1 protein-coding gene and 1 pseudogene are annotated in these 15,475 nt (G+C 69.1%); both read right to left on the reverse strand.

Annotated features, from left to right (window positions below):
• A partial coding sequence (locus GKO32_RS36980) for a hypothetical protein (RefSeq protein ID WP_208024659.1) occupies positions 1–12,377 on the reverse strand: 12,377 nt, incomplete at its 3' end.
• 222 nt (positions 12,378–12,599) lie between these two features.
• Positions 12,600–15,475: pseudogene (locus GKO32_RS36985) on the reverse strand (hypothetical protein); the annotation flags it as partial.

The raw sequence follows: 15,475 nt of genomic DNA on the forward strand, positions 1-15,475 counted from the left end.
GCCGCACGCTCCCGCTCCCGCGCCAGCACCTCGGCCACATGCTCCCGCTCCCGCGCCAGCACCTCCGCCGCACGCTCCCGCTGCTCACGCGCCACACGCTCCTGCGCCACACGCTCCCGCTCCAGCGCCTCGGCTGCACGCTGCCGGGATTCCTCCAGCTCCCGGTGCGCCGCCGCGAGCTGGTCGGCCTGGGCGCGCGCGGCCTGTTCCGCAGCTATCCGAGCCTGCTCCTCCGTGGCTTCCGAGGACTCCGGCCGGGCATCGTCGACCATCTCGACGGCCAGCGGAGCCAGATCGGCGAAGGGGTCGAACGACTCAGCCCACACCGCCTCCCAATCGACGACGGGGCCGAATTCATCGTGGGCGGCGCCCTGCTGGGATTCCGGCTCCGCCTCCTCCTGCTGGGAGGGGCCGGCGCTCGGCTCCCGGTCCAACGCGTCGAAATCGAACAGCTCCCGCATCATCTCGTTGGCCGCGCCACTGTCCACAGAGGACTCCCGAACCGAGGAGCCGGGCTCCTCCGCGAGCTGCGGTGTGAAGTCGTCCTGCCAAGGATGGGCCGGCTCATTCCACCACCGCTCCTCGTCGGAACCCACCGGCTCCTCGACCGTCGGCTGCGACTCGAACTGGGGCTGCTCCGGTCCGAGCGAATCATCGGCCAGTGGTGAGCCAGGCCGATCCCGGAGGGGCCCGGAGTTCCCCGCCTCCACGGCCGAAGCCGAGGCGGAACCGACGGCGTCCGTCTCGGTGAGCCGCACGTGGAGCCCGTCACCGACCCTGAGCCGGGGACTCGGCTTGATCTCCACGTGGTCGCGCATGACCTCGTCAACGGAAAGGTCGTGACCGACCCCCGTCAAAGCCGCGCGGATCAGATCCTCGATGCGTGCACGGCGTTTCGCGTGCACCGCGCCGTGACCGCCGATCACGATCCTGAGCTTCGGGCGCGCCCCCTCGTCACTCGCCTCGAGCCGGGACGAAAATCCCTCCACCGCCCACATGAGCTGCTGCTCAGCCACCGCCGACATCCGGGCGTGCTGGATGAAGCCGGTCTCGAGGGACTTCGCGTTCCGATAATGGTCAGCGGTATGTCCCGACGAAGGCAGTGCCCGGTAGTGGACACCGCGTTGCTTCGCCGACTGGCGGGCTACGGTGAAGATCCAGGTAATCGGAAGCTCGTCCACCAGGGTCGCATCGGCACCAGCCTGGGCCATGCCGACCCCGAGCTGTGCCCTCAGATAGCCCTTCATCAGCGTCTGGGCGCGCTCGGAATCGACCTCAGCGTGCCACGCTTGCACGCTGATCCGCACGTCGTGCCACTGCGCACCCTCGGGCAGCTCACTGCGCTCCTCAGCGAGGCGCTGCCCGAACAGCTGAAACACCTCCAGATCCCGGGCCTGGAGACTGACGGCGTCCGGCCTGACCTCCTCGAACTTCGCGTGCCTGAATTCGGCCAGGGGAAGCGTGGCATCGCGGTCGTCACCGGTCCGGATCCCTGGCCACTGCAGCTCCATCGGAGCCGCGGCCACCTGAGCATCCAAGGCGTGGTCCGGACCTGCGACAGCCAGTAGCAGCCCGAAGCGACCCGTGCGTTCGGTGAACACGACGTGCCGCCGGATGAACTCGGCGACCACCAGCGGATCCTCCGTGCCCAGCGCGGTGCGGAGCACCCTGTTCAACAGCGTGACAACCGCCTGCCGACGCTCGGCCACCCCTGTTGAACCTCGCTGCAGGACAAGAACCAACCGGGGTGCCGCAGCCGGATCCCGGTGGTCGATGACCCGCTGCACGAACCCCTCGGTCAACCACCGCCACCGCCGCAAGTACGCCAGCGGGATTCTCGTGCCGTAGTTTCGCGCGCGGAGGGGCAACGCCAGCCTCCGGGCCGCGCGATAGTCTTCCGGCCTCAAGTGCGGCGAGTGGTGAACCGAAAGCCCGAAACCAGCACTATCGGACGAAGCCATAGTGGCGGCGCGGTCGAAACGCAACCGCAGCGCCCTCGGGTCCAAGCCCTCGGCCCGTACCGCGGACCACAGCACCTTCTCGGCCTGGCGGAAAATCCAGTTGCCGTCGGCAAGCCGTGAGACAGTGTCCCAGAACTGCAGACGGACGTCCGGCATCTCCCGGCCCGCCAGGTACAGCTGCTTCACATTTGCCGCATAAACCCGGGCGAACTTGAGGACATCCTGCAGTCCGTCGTCCGACAGCCTCCGCACGCCGTCCTTCAACGCAACCGGAAACCTCAGTTCCTGGACGATCGCGGCATCGGACGGTTGTTGCCAGGGAACCCTGGGCTGGCGCGGCGCCTGCGGGGGAACGACCACCTCCGAATCCGGCACCTCCCGCAGCGAATACTCACTCGTCACCGAACCCGTCTCGTCGTCCTCGTCCAGCCGGCCGGCACCTGCCCGTGACGACTCCCCTCCTTGCGGCTGCACCAGCTCCGGTCGCGGGGCCCCACCGAGCAGACCGGGCTCCCGGGGCCACATCACCTCCGGAACGAGGTCACGAGCCAGCTCGTCAGCAGAGGCGATGCCATTACGGAACCGCTCCCACGCCACCAACTCGACCGCCGCATCAAACCGCGACCTGTGAGCCTGCTTCACCTCCGGCCGCCCATCAGCCGCCATCCGCGGCGGCTGGTGCCATCGCGCGATGATGGCCCTGGCCTCACCCAGGATTGTGCGAGCCCCCGGCAGGTCGGCCAACCCCGCACGCGCCTCGGCCAGCAACATCACCCGGCCAGGCAACGGATTCGCCGGATCCGTGAACACCTCCGGACCGAACAACCCCACCACAGGACGCTGCCCCTCCACGAACACGTCCGCCATCCCGCGCCGAGGATCAGCCGGCTCCGGATGCCCCAACACCTCCAGGTTGGTCTGCGCCAGCACCTGCGCCGACGTCAACCCATGCGCACCCACCGGGTACTCGCCCAGCCGACGCTCGACAACCCCCATAACGAAGGTTTCGAACGGCCGAGCCCACGCAGCCGCATCGACATCCGGCGAGACATGCAACACGATCCGCATACGAGACGCCCGCCCCGACACCACCGCATCGACAAAACCCTCCGCCATCCGCCCAACCCGACGAGCCACATCCGGCGGCAGCACACCCCCCATCCCAAGGCGCCCCTGAAACACCGTCCGCGCCCGATCCACCGCCGCCTCATCGCCAAACCGAGGTGATCCGACCTCCGGAACCAGCGACTCCGACAACACAGCCGCACTGGCCCGCCCACGCTCATGCAGCTCCCACGCCACCAACTCCAGAGCCGCGTCGAACCGCGATCGATGAGCTTCGTGCACCCACGACGCCTCATCACGCCTCGGCGGCCGATGACGCTCGACAACGAGCCGCTGGGCCTCCTCCCGAAGAACCCCGTCGTCAGCGAGATCAGCCAGCCCTGCCCGGGCTGCCGCCAACGCCTCCGCCCTGGCCGGCAACGGATTCGCCACATCGGTGAAAACCTGCGGACCGTACAACCCCTGCGCCGGACGCTGCCCGTCCACATGCACCTGGACCACACCGACCCGGGGATCGATGCCGTCGGCGTACTCCACCACCGACTCATCCACCCGAGCCAGAACCGACTCCAGCGGCACCGCCGCGGCACCCGGCGGATACTCCGCCCACCGCCGCCGCACGGCCGCTTCCACAGACGCGGTCACCATCCGGCGAGCGTGGCTCTCCGTCGTGGACACATGCACAGCCACCCGCAGCCGGGGCAACCCGCCGGGCCGAGCCCGCACCGCCGCGTCCACAAATCCCTCTGCCATCCGCTCGATCCGCACCCGGTTGGCCGTCGACAAACCACCCCAGAGCTCGACCCGGGTCTCGAAATCCACCCGAGCACGATCCGCGACCAACGCGGAATCCGGATCCGGCTGCTTCCTCGGCTCCGTGTCCCGCTCCTCGTACACCCGCTCACGGGCCTCCGCACGCTCAGCCGCGCTCTGTTGCAGCCACTCGTCCCGGCGGGCGGCCAGCTCGAGGCCGTGGTCCGGCTGCGCCGCCGACATCGGCTGGTCGTCGATCCGCCCACCGAAAAGCCAGGGCCCGAGGAGGTTGTCGCCCCACCCGACGCCGAAATCGAATCGGCCATCCATCCCCTCGACGGCACGATTCTCACCCGCGAGTGACCGCGCCGGTCCCGGCTGCGCATCAGGTCCTTCCGCCCCGTCATCGCCCGGGGGAATGACCGGTTCGGGGCCACCTGGCCGGGCCCAGTCCTCAGGCCTGGCGACCGTCACCGACATCAAGGCGCCGGTACCCCTGGTCCCACCGGGATTCACCGTGACGGAGTCGATCTCGGGCAGCAACTTCTCGACCGTCGGCAAAGCGACTCCGGGGCGTTCCGCGGCCGCTTTGGCCAGCGCGTTTTCGATCCCGGCGCGAATGACCTCTTGCAGCTTGTTCTCACGCTCGGTTCGCAGGCCGCTTTGACGGCCTCGGATACGCACCGTTGGTATCCGGGAGCCGGCCTTGACCGCCTCCGCAGCCACGCCCTCGATCATCATGCGCAGTCTGTTGGTGTGCGCGATGGGGAAGTCGGCGGAACGACTGATCGCTTCCAGATCGACGGTGGTCGCCGTGCGGTAGTACGCGATCTCGCGCTGCGGACCGGCATGAACCCAGAGCTCGACGCGCGGCTCGCTCTTACGAGTGACGACGGGAATCGTCGTGACGGCCAGTTTCATGCTGTCGACCGTGTGCTCCGGCGCGCCGTCCTGCAGGGCCGCGAGCTTCTCGTCGAGGAGATCGAGCACCTTACGCTCGAACGCGTTCAATTGCGACGTACTTGCGGTGCTCCCGTAGCGGACGGCACGGATGTCCAGCGCCTCACGCCCCCCTCGCGCGAGTTTCAGCAGTTTGGGAGCCAGCACATCGAGCCGCTCCCCCAGCTTCTCGGTGTCGTCGTCGGTGAGCAGGTTCCGGCCGCTCTTGAAGTGGCCGGTCCACTCCAGCTTCGGCTCGCTGTCAGGCGGGTACTCGTCACGCTCCTGGTCACTCGACGCGTGATCGTCACGCCGGCGGAAATCAGCTTGACGTTCTTGCGCCGTCAAGCCCGAAGACTCGCCGACCCGCGGCTGCGTCTCCTCCGGTCGCGGGGCCCCACCGAGCAGACCGGACTCCCGAGGCCACATCACCTCATCGACAAGCCCCTCCGACAACGCCTCCGCACTGTCCACACCAGACTGATGCAACTCCCACGCCACCAACTCCACCGCCGCGTCAAACCGCGACCTGTGCGCGATGTCCGCCGACGACACCCCCAACGCCCTCGGCGGCTGATTCCACTGAGCAACCAGCGGCCTCGCCTCGGCCCTCAACAGGTCAGCCCCCGTCAGACCAGCCAATCCTTGGCGCGCCTCGGCCAGCAGCACCGCCCGGCCGGGCAACGGATTCGCCGGATCGGTAAACACCTCCGGACCGAACAACCCCGCCGCGGGACGCTGCCCGTCCACGGACACGGCCAGCATCCCGCGCAGAGGATCAGCAAATTCCGGGCGCCCCATTACCGTCAACTGGGTCTGCGCCAGCACCTGTGCCGGCGTCAACCCATGCGCACCCACCGGGTATTCACCCAGCCGACGCTCAACGACACTGGTGACCAGCCGGTCGAACGGCCCAGCCCACACCTCCGCGTCAACATCCGGCGAAACATGCAAGAACACCCGCATCCGAGACGGTGCCCGCCCCGACACCATCGCGTCGACAAAACCCTCCGTCATCCGCTCAACCCGACGAGCCGCATCCGGAGACAGCACACCATCCAGCCCGAGAGGCCCCTGGAAAGTCGCCCGCGCACGATCCGCCGCCATCTCACGGCCATTCCGACGCGACGCTTCCGCCCCTCCTTCCGCCGCCCGTTCTTCCGCCGCCCGGCCCGCGAGGCGCCTTGCCGTGGTGTGCCGTTCCCACTCGGATCGGCGGTCCTCCAGCGAACCCAAGTCCACATTGGGCTGACCCCCTGTCGGCAGGTCCGCCGGCCGAACCGGATCCACCGAGGCTTCCGTCCGGGCACCGCGAACCCCGTCCGGATCGCGATCGTCGGCTCGTCCCGTCCCCATGTCGAAAAAATCGGGAAGCGGGTCGGGCAACATGGAGAACGGACCGAAGAACTCCTCGAAGTCGATGGGGCTAGCGACCTGATCCTGAGCAGCTGCGTTCTCGAAATTGAACTCAGACTCGATCGGCCTGGACGGGATGCTCCCCGTCGAGGCGTTCGACTCCACCGGAGGTTCCGGCGTCGAAGATCCCGAGCTGTGCTGATCCAGGTCGATCAAATCCTCCATCCACGCGTCGGGATTCACGGGAGGTACCGGCGCCGGAGATTCAGAGCTGTCCCGATCGAGCTCGATCACCTCGATGGGATCCAGCTCGGCGAGCCGCAGTTCCACTCCGGGCGCGAAGACGAATCGAGTGTCCCGCCTGATCTCCACGTGATCGCGCATCATCTCCTCGACCGAGGGCCACCCTGGCCGGTGCGCGTCGGCCAGCTTCGCGCGCACGAACCGGTCGATCGCCGCACGACGCGCCGGCCCGCGGAGCTCACCATCCGACACCTCGACCCTGAGCCTCGGGCCACCGGTGGCCGGATCGAACCGGGAAGCGAACCCTTCCACCGCCCAGCCCAGCTGTTCCTCGGCCACCGAGGGCAGCTGGTGGCTCTGCCGGTCGATGAAGCCGGTCTCGAAGCTTCCGGCGTTCCGGTAATCGTCGGCCGTGCGCCCGGTCGACGGCTCGGACCGGTACTCGAGATCGCCCTCGAAATCGTGGTGGCCCGTAACGAACCGCCAGGTGATGGGAAGGTCGTTCACCATCCGGGCCTCGACACCCGCCTCGACCAGCCCGGCCTCCAGCAGGGAATAGACGTAGTCGATCACGCTTTCCCGGAGTGGTTCCGATCGGAACCGCTCGGGCAGCGTCCGCAGGACGAGCCAGGTGTGCGGCCACTGGACACCCGGAGCCAAGTCACGGATCTGCTCTCCCAGGCCCCGGCCGAGTGTCCGTAACTCCTCCTCACCGAAGTACGACACCCGCACCTCGCCGGGCTCCAGCCGGCGGAACGTGATGGGTGTATCCCCGCGCCCAGTCGTGGCCGTACCGCGGTTCGCCTGCCAGCTGAGGTCTACCGCCGGCTCGGGCGTGCGACGGTCCAGTTCGTGCTCGGGGCCGACGATATCCAGGAGGACTCCTGGCGTGCCCTGACGTTCGGCGAACGTGATGTGCTGCCGGAACAGGTCGGTGACCGCCTGGCTGCCCTCCTCAGCGCCCACCGCGGCGGACACCGCCGCCCGCACGGACCGGATGCCCAGGTCCCGGTACGGCCCCGCGTTCGTCCGCGGAAGGCGCAACTCCACGACCAACCGGGACGGATTTGCGGGATCGATATCGTCCCGCACCCGCTGGACGAGGCCTTCCGTCATCCGCTGCAAGCGTTCCTGCGCCGCCGCGGTCATCCGCGGCACGTCGTTCTCACCGTCGACGAGCGGCAGGTCCAGCCTGCGCGCGGCGCGATAGCCGTCCGACGACAGGTATGGCGCGTCGTGCACGGCGATCGAAAGGCCAGGCCGGTCACCGGCCGCGAGCAGGCTGGTGTCATGGTCGAAACGCAATCCCAGAGCTTCCGGGGCCAGGCCCCGGGCCGCGACCGCCGACCGCAACTCGCGCTCGACCATCTCGAACACCTGGTCGCTCTCGGAGCGCCGGTCCGGGGCGTCCCGGTGGACCAACCGGATCTCCGGCAGTTCCCGGTTCGCCCGCTCAAGCTTCTCCACGTTCGCCGCGTACTCCCGCGCGAACGCCCGCACCTCCCGCCACGCGGCGTCCGACAGTTCCGGCGGCACGTCCGGGCTCAATGGGAATGTCCGGAAGTAGACCGCGGTGTTCAGCGGGAGCTGAGCATCCGCGCCGGGTCGTACCGGCTCACCCCAGGAGACTGAGACCGGCTCCGGTGGCGACCCGGGAACCACATCCTGCACCTGCGGGACATCCTGCGCCTGCGGGACGTCGAGCAGGATCGCAAACCGTTCGGACGAATTCGCCTGATATGAGGTGAACCGGAACCACTGCCGCAGCGCCTCTTCTGCCGGAGGGAGCCCCGGATCGGACGGGCGCCTGCCGAAAGCCGTCTCGACGCGTTCGGAGATCAGGCGGTACACCTGACCGAGGTAGCCACCGGGGTTGGCCCTGGACTGGACGGCCAGGCCCACGTCCGCGGTCCGGCGCTGCTGCGGCGGCAACGACAGCTGCTCATCGATAAAACTGTCCAACCGCAACGACAACCGCTCCCGCGTGGCCTTCGGCAGTACCCGCTGGGACGGTACGAAGAACTCGGTCAGCTGCCCCACCGAGCGGTAATGGGACCGGGACAAGCTCGGGCCGTCGAATCGCCGGATCCTGATCTGAGGCGCATCGCTCCGGGTCGGCAGCTCGTAGGGAAGCTCGGTGAAATGCAGCACGCTCTTGTCACCGCCGCGCGCCTCGACCGCATCCTCGAAGACCTTCTTCAACCGCGAGAACTTCGCCGTACTCAGGTCGCGCTCGTCCGGCTTCGAGAAGACGCCCAGCTGCAGATCTGGCAACACGGCATCGTTCCCGACCCGGGACATCACCTCCTCGGCATAGGAATCCGCGAATACCCGCAAGCGCGTCAGCGTGCCCGGGTCCAGCTCGGCGATACCGAGGCCGGCGAAGGTACCGGCCCAGGCTTCGCCCTCCGGAAGCCCGACCTCCAGACGCTCGCTCAAAGCACGAGGCAGCGGAACCAGAACCGCTTCGGGCGGGTCGGCCCCGAGGGCGGGCGCCGGGGCCTCGGCAGCCGGAGGAATCCGCACGGGCGGCACGTCGAGCAGGACCGCGGTCTTACCGGTCGGGCCTGACCTGTACGGGGCGAACCTGAACCACTCCCGCAGCATCTCCTCGGCTGAAGGCAGCCGGTCGGACGAGTGCCGATGGAACACCGCGCCGATGCGTTCGGAGACCACGCGCCGCGTCTCGGTCAAGTAAGGCACGAACTCGGCATCCGGCCGGACCACCACTCCCACGTCCGCGACACGGCGTTCCCCTGGCGGCAACGCCAACTGCGCCTCGAGGAAGCTGTCCAGCCGCAGGGCCAGCCGCTCCTCCGCGGCCTTCGGCAGAAGCGCGCGCGACTCCACGAACAACTCGGTCAGCTTGGCCGCGGAACGGTAATTCCGCCGACCCGTTCGCGGGCCGTCGAACCGCTCGATCCTGACCTCGGACGTCTCGCCCAGCTCCGGCAGTTCAGTGATATGCACGAAGCCCTTATCACCGCCGCGTGCCTCTACTGCATCCTCGAAGAGCGTTTTGAGCAGCGAGAACTTCTGCGAGACCAGTTCCGCCTCGCCCGGCCCGGAGAAGACACTCACCCTGAGGTCCGGCAGCACCGCGTTGAGCCGGACGCGGGCCATCACCTCCTCGGCATAGGAATCCGCGAACGCGTCCAGCCCCCCCGGCGTGGCCTCGTCCACCCCGATGCCGCCCACGCCGGTGACGGTGCCGGACCAGGTCTGGCCCTCCGGAAGCCTTACCCGCATCCGGGATTTCATGTGATGGGGCAGTCGGACCGGAACCGGCTCGGGCGAGCCTGTCTCAACGTCTTCCGTGACATTGCCGGCCGGCTCCGAGCCATCCCGTCGGCCGGTCGTGTCCCCTGACGACTCCGGATCCGGCACCCGAACCCCCGGCCGCTCGGACACCAAACCGGCGCCCGACGCCTCCGACCGGACATCCGTCTCAACGTCTTCACTGACATGGCCAGCCGACTCCGAGCCATCCCGTCCGCCGGTCGTATCCCCTGACGACTCCGGATCCGCCATCCGAACCCCCGGCCGCTCGGACACGAACAAACCGTCGCTCGACGCCTCCGACCGGGCATCCGTCTCAACGCCAGACGTCATGCCAGGCGGGTGTTCCGCGTCATCGGCCCCTGCCCCGGGTACAGGTCCCCGCGACTCGCCCGCCCCAGGGGGCATGAGGTGCGGCGGCACGGTCGGCTGGAGGCGCAGCTCCCACTTTCCGTAATCCCCAGCCGGTGCGGCGGTGAGGGCCTGGCGCTGCACATTCCACGTCAGGTCATCGGCCGACCGCCCGACCATGTCCGGCGCGGCGTCGACGGCCCGCTTGAGGCCGTTGAGGATCGACTCCGCCATCCGGTCGTGCCGTGCGCCGTGCGGTCCGCGCAGCGTGAGCAGCACCTCGAACGAGGTGTGTCCCTGCCGCACCAGCCCGGCCACCTCGCCGCCCGGAGCGTCCAGCGCGGTAGTCGCTTCCGGCGTGAGTTCGAAGCCGTGCCCTTCGGTCAACTCACCGTCAGCAACCACCCGACTTCCGGAAAGGCGCAGGTAGCGGGCCAACACGGATTCCCCCGCGCCGGCCGGCCGCGGCGCGGGAGTGGCGGGCTGCTCGACCGCCCCCGCGGCGGTCGCATCGTCTGCTCCACGTCCGGATCCGGCAGGCCTCGCGTCGGCCGTCGGAGGCGCGCCGGCCGGGCGGCGGTCCTGCCGGGCGGGCGGCTGCGGGCCCGGGATGTCCACGTCCATCTCATCGGCTGCACGCGAACCGACGTCCGCGGACCGCAGATCCATGACGAAGGTGAATGGGGCAGGGTTCGCGGGTCGCGCCACCTCCGCGTCCGGAGCCACCTCCGCGTCCGGAGCCGCCTCCACGTCCGGAGACGTCTCCACGAGCCGGAGGTGGATCCCCGGTGGGAACTCGAGCTGCGGGTTCCACTCGAGCCGCATGTGGTCACGCAGGAGTGTCTCAGTAGGCGGCAGGCCTGGCCGCTGCCTTCCGGCCGCCACCAATTCGTTCCGTACCACCGCGAGGACCCGGGCCAGACGGCCAGGACCGGTTTCGGCGGTACCGAGGATGTCGATGGCCAGGTGGGGACGGGTCTGCGGCGCGCTACTGGCGAAACGGCCCAGGAAACCCTGCACCGCCCACCGGAGGCGGCGCTCCACCGCGACCGGCAGCTCTTCGCTCCGCGTGTGGTAGAAGGCGTCGGTCAGTTCTCTCGCGTTGCGGTAGTCGTCCGGGGTCCGGCCGGGGGTCGGATGCATCCTGACCTCGAGGCCACCCTCGTACCCTCGGTGCTGTGGCTGCCACAGCCAGGTGATCGACAGCCCCTGGATCCTCTGCTCCGAAATTCCCAGCGTCGTGAGTTCCTCACTCAGCAGGCCCGTGAGGTACTGCCGGACCGCTCGCCGCACACGGTGGTCGGCCATCACCCAGCTCGACTCACCGGTTGCCGGATCGACCAGCGTGCGCTTGGTCAGCACACCGATCCGGAGGTCCTCCGGCTCGGTGTCCGGCGCCGCATTCCGCATCAAGGCACCCAGCCGTTGCGCGAAGACACGGAACTGGCGCACATCATTGTCGAACAACCGCACCTCGCCCGGACCCAGCGCGACGAAGAGTCCCTTGAAGCGATCGTTCGGGTCTCTCTGGCGCGGCGGCTCCGGCTCGGGCTCGGGTCGGCGGTGATCCAATTCGTGGTCCGGACCAGTGATCTCGAGGTGGACGACCGAGGCACGCGACTCCGTCGGAACCGGGACGAACTCCACGTTGTCCCGGAGAATCGCCTCGACCACCGCGGGTTCCGGCAGCGCGGCCCGCAGAGCCTCATCGAGCTCGTTCAGGAGCACCTGCCGTTCGACCCACACGTTGTGGTTCATCCCCGCGCGCACGTTGACGGTGAGCTTGACCGGCTGCCCGGGATCGGTGTTGTCCCGCAACCGCTGGACGAAGCCGTCCACCTGCCATCCGAGCCGGCGTCGGGCCTCGGCGGGTAGCTGGTGCGAGGTGGGCAGCAGGGGCAGCGGCACGTGCCGCGCCGCGCGGTAATCCTCCGGGGACAACTCCGGTGCTTCGCCCACCGTGAACCCGGCGCTCTGCTGCCCGCGCCGCCTGAGGTAATGGGGGCTGCGCTTGAAGGTCAGTCCCACCGCATCCGGATCGAGGCCCTTGTCCACCAGCGCGTTCCGCAGCTGGTCCTCGAGCGCCTGGTACACCGGACCGCCGTACACCTGGATCCTGTTGTAGATGTCCGAGAAGTGCAACTCGACTTTCAGCGGCGCCAGGGTGGTCTCCGCGCGCCTGGCAACGTATTCGGCGAAACTCTGTGCCTTTTCGACGAGCTCGGCCTGTGCGTCGTCGGTCAGCCGTGACGGGCCCGCACTCGTGATCTCGCCACGCCAATCGCGTGCCGTCGCGTCGGAGTCCCGCCCGGCCGCACCCGCCCGCGACGACTCACCCGCCTGCAGCTCCACCGGTGCCCGCCGCGGAGCACCACCCGGCACACCCGAACGCCGCGGCCACATCACCTCATCAACAAGACTGGCAGACAACGACTCCGCCCTGTCCTCACCAAACCGATCCAGCTCCCACGCCACCAAATCCACCGCAGCCCGATACCGCGACCGATGCGCCCGCACCACCCACGAATCACCCAACCCCGGAAACTGATGCCGCCCATTCACAATCCCCCGAGCAGCAGCCAACAACGGATGCGAATCCGACACACCCGCCAACCGCAACCCATCCCGAGCCACCCCCAGCTCCTCCACCCGCTAAGGCAACGGGTTCTCAGGATCCGTGTACACCTCCGGACCGAACAACCCCACCTCAGGACGCTGCCCCTCCACACCGATCTGCACGACGCCCACCATCGGCTCACCGGGAGGATGCATGACAGGCCGCAGTCCTACCTGCGCCAACGCCAGCGCCAGCATCTCCTGCGGGGGCATCGGGAACGCACCCGCCGGATACTGTCCCAACCGCCATCTCACCGCGGCCTCCACCAGCTGCCAGAGCGGCGAAAGCCCCCGCTCCGTGGCGATTCCCGGCGTGTGGACCGCGTGCACCAGTCCGCTGAACTGGGGCAGCCGCTGACCGCGTTGCGGCTGCGCCAAAGCATGCACCAAGGCATCGGCGAAACCCTCGGCCATCCACGCGATGCGAGCACGGTCGACCGCCGAGAACTCTCCTACGGCGAAGCGGGTCTCGTACGCACGCCGCGCACGATAGGACGCCACCGTCTCCCGCGGCCCGTCCCCAATCACCAGGCTCCAGTTCCCATTGCTCGTCTTGTCACCCTGCTCCTGGGTGACCGTCACCAGCCAGTGGGAAGGCCGGTTCGGATACTCCTCCGCCGGATACAGCTCATCCAGCGTCGCATTCAGAATTTCGGGCAGGTCCCTCTCGAACGACGTCCTCAACGCGCTGAACAGGTCATCAGCCCACCGAGTCCGGCTCAACTTCACCTTGACCCGTAGATCCAGCCCCTCGTACTTCTGATAGTCACCCGCCATCGCCTGGCGCACGATGTCGGGCGCCACACGCAGCACCTCAGCCCGATCCTCACGCGACAGGCGCCGCGCGAACCGGTCAACGTGGTTCCCCCACGCCAGTGCCCCTGGCTCTGGCGGAATCACCGGCACACCCGGCCGGACGACAGGCATATCCGGCCGGGAAACAGGCTGCTGCGGCGCGATCACCGGCGGCTCCGGCCGAGAAACAGGCGCCTGCGGCACAGACACCGGCAGACCCGACCCAGAAACCGGCGGCTCCGGCCTAGAAACAGGCGCCTGCGGCACAGACACCGGCAGACCCGACCCAGAAACCGGCGGCTCCGGCCTAGAAACAGGCGCCTGCGGCACAGACACCGGCAGACCCGACCCAGAAACCGGCGGACGCGGCCTAGAAACAGGCGCCTGCGGCGCGGGCACCGGCGGACGCGGCCGGGAAACAGGCGGCTGCGGCGCGGGCCGCACCTCTTCCTCAACCTCCTCTACACGCCGCCTCTTACCCCTCCGCGCCTCCGCCAGCTCCCGCTCCCGCCTGGCTTCCTCCCGCGCGCGATCCTGGGCCGTGCCCCCGGCCTCCCGGTCCCGACGAACCTGCACCTCCCGCGCGCGATCCTGGGCCGTGCCCCCGGCCTCCCGGTCCCGACGAACCTGCACCTCCCGCACGGCACCGACCCCCGCCGCGTCCACCGGACCCGCTTCGGGACGCCGCCCCCCGATGGTCACCTCCACAAGACCATGCCGGGGGTTTCCGGTGCTCTCCTCCAGAGCAACCCTCACCCGCGCGAGCACCTGTTCGGCCCGTTCCGGCTCCTCCCCGACCCTGCGCCACACCGCCGCCTCGATCAGTTGCACAAGAGGCGCAAGCCGTTTCTGATTCGCATCCGCATGGCCACCAGGGAACGACATCACATGGAGGACGGCCTCGAACCGGAGCAACTCGTTCGCCGGCGCCCGCACCACGGCATCCGCAAAACCCTCGGCCATCCACTCGATCCGGCGACGATCAACCTCCTGAAGCCGGTCCAGGAACAGCCAGGCCTGCAACGTGTCCTTCGCCCGATACGACGCGACTGTCTCCCGCGGCCCGTCCAGGACCGCCAACTCCCACTTTCCGCTGTTCGCCTTATTGCCGGGCAAGTGCCCGTACGTCACCGGCCATTCCGAGACCCGATGCGGAAAGTCCCTCTCCGGGTACAGCTCGTCCAACGCCTCACCCAGATAACGAGGCAACTCCGTCCGTACCAAGTTCTCCAAGGCCTCGTACCGCTCCCCGGAAAACCTGCTCCCGGCCACCCATGTGGTGAACCGGATGTTCAGACCCTCACGATCCTGGTAAGGCTCCGACATAGCACGCCGCACGACGACCTGGGCGCCCCGCCACAACTCGGCCTTCTCCGCGTCCGACAACACCGCCACGGGCCGCAGCTGGTTGGTGCCGGCGGCATACACCGTCGACGGGGCCGGCACCGGCACGTCGGACTCGGTCGGCAGCGACGCAGCTGTGCCCTCCTCCGGACGGACTGGAAGCGGCGGGATGGGCCTCTCCTGCGCCGGGGCTTCCGTCTCCGCCGCACGCTCCCGTTGTTCCTGCGCCGCACGCCGCCGCTCCTGCGCCGCACGGTACCGTTCCCGCGCCGAACGACGGCGCCGCTCTTGCGCCGCACGCTCCCGTTCCAGCTCCAGCACCGCAAGCCGCCGCCGCTCCCGCGCTGCACTCCGCCGCTGCTCCGGCTCCAGCACCGGTTCCTGCGCAGCACGTTCCCGCTGCTCCCGCGCCACACGCTCCTGCTCCTGCGCCACACGCTCCCGCTGCTGGTTCACCAGCTCCCGTGCCACGCGCTCCCGCTCCAGCGCTGCACGCTCCCGGGCCAGCTCCGCCGCCGCACGCTCCCGCTCCCGCGCCAGCAGCTCGGCCGCACGCTCCCGCTCCCGCGCCAACTCCTCGGCCGCACGCTCCCGCTCCCGCGCCAACTCCTCGGCCGCACGCTCCCGCTCCCGCGCCAGCACCTCGGCCGCACGCTCCCGCTCCCGCGCCAGCACCTCGGCCACATGCTCCCGCTCCCGCGCCAGCACCTCCGCCGCACGCTCCCGCTGCTCACGCGCCACACGCTCCTGCGCCACACGCTCCCGCTCCAGCG

The organism is Amycolatopsis pithecellobii (genome assembly GCF_009707865.1).
GTDB classification, from domain to species: domain Bacteria; phylum Actinomycetota; class Actinomycetes; order Mycobacteriales; family Pseudonocardiaceae; genus Amycolatopsis_E; species Amycolatopsis_E pithecellobii.